1 pseudogene is annotated in these 254 nt (G+C 48.8%); it reads left to right on the forward strand.

The annotated features are described in order from the left end of the window. Positions 1 to 254: pseudogene (locus tag AAEY83_RS16960) on the forward strand (cation:proton antiporter); the annotation flags it as partial.

Consider the following 254-nt stretch of genomic DNA (forward strand, 5'->3'; position numbering starts at 1 on the left):
TAGTATGGGTGCAGCAATCTTACTGGGCGCGGTACTGGCACCGACTGATCCCGTATTGGCCTCTAGCATTCAAGTCGGACCACCGAACACAGGCGGTGAAGATACGCCGCGATTCACCTTAACCTCAGAAGCTGGATTAAACGATGGGCTGGCTTTTCCATTTGTTTATTTGGCGATTAAAATAGCAGAGGCTTTTAGCGAAGGTAAGGATTTTACTGGTGAGATGCTCTGGTCGTGGTTTACTCATGACGTAC

The sequence above is a fragment of the Psychrobacter sp. TB20-MNA-CIBAN-0197 genome (genome assembly GCF_040309765.1).
Classification (GTDB): Bacteria; Pseudomonadota; Gammaproteobacteria; order Pseudomonadales; family Moraxellaceae; genus Psychrobacter; species Psychrobacter submarinus.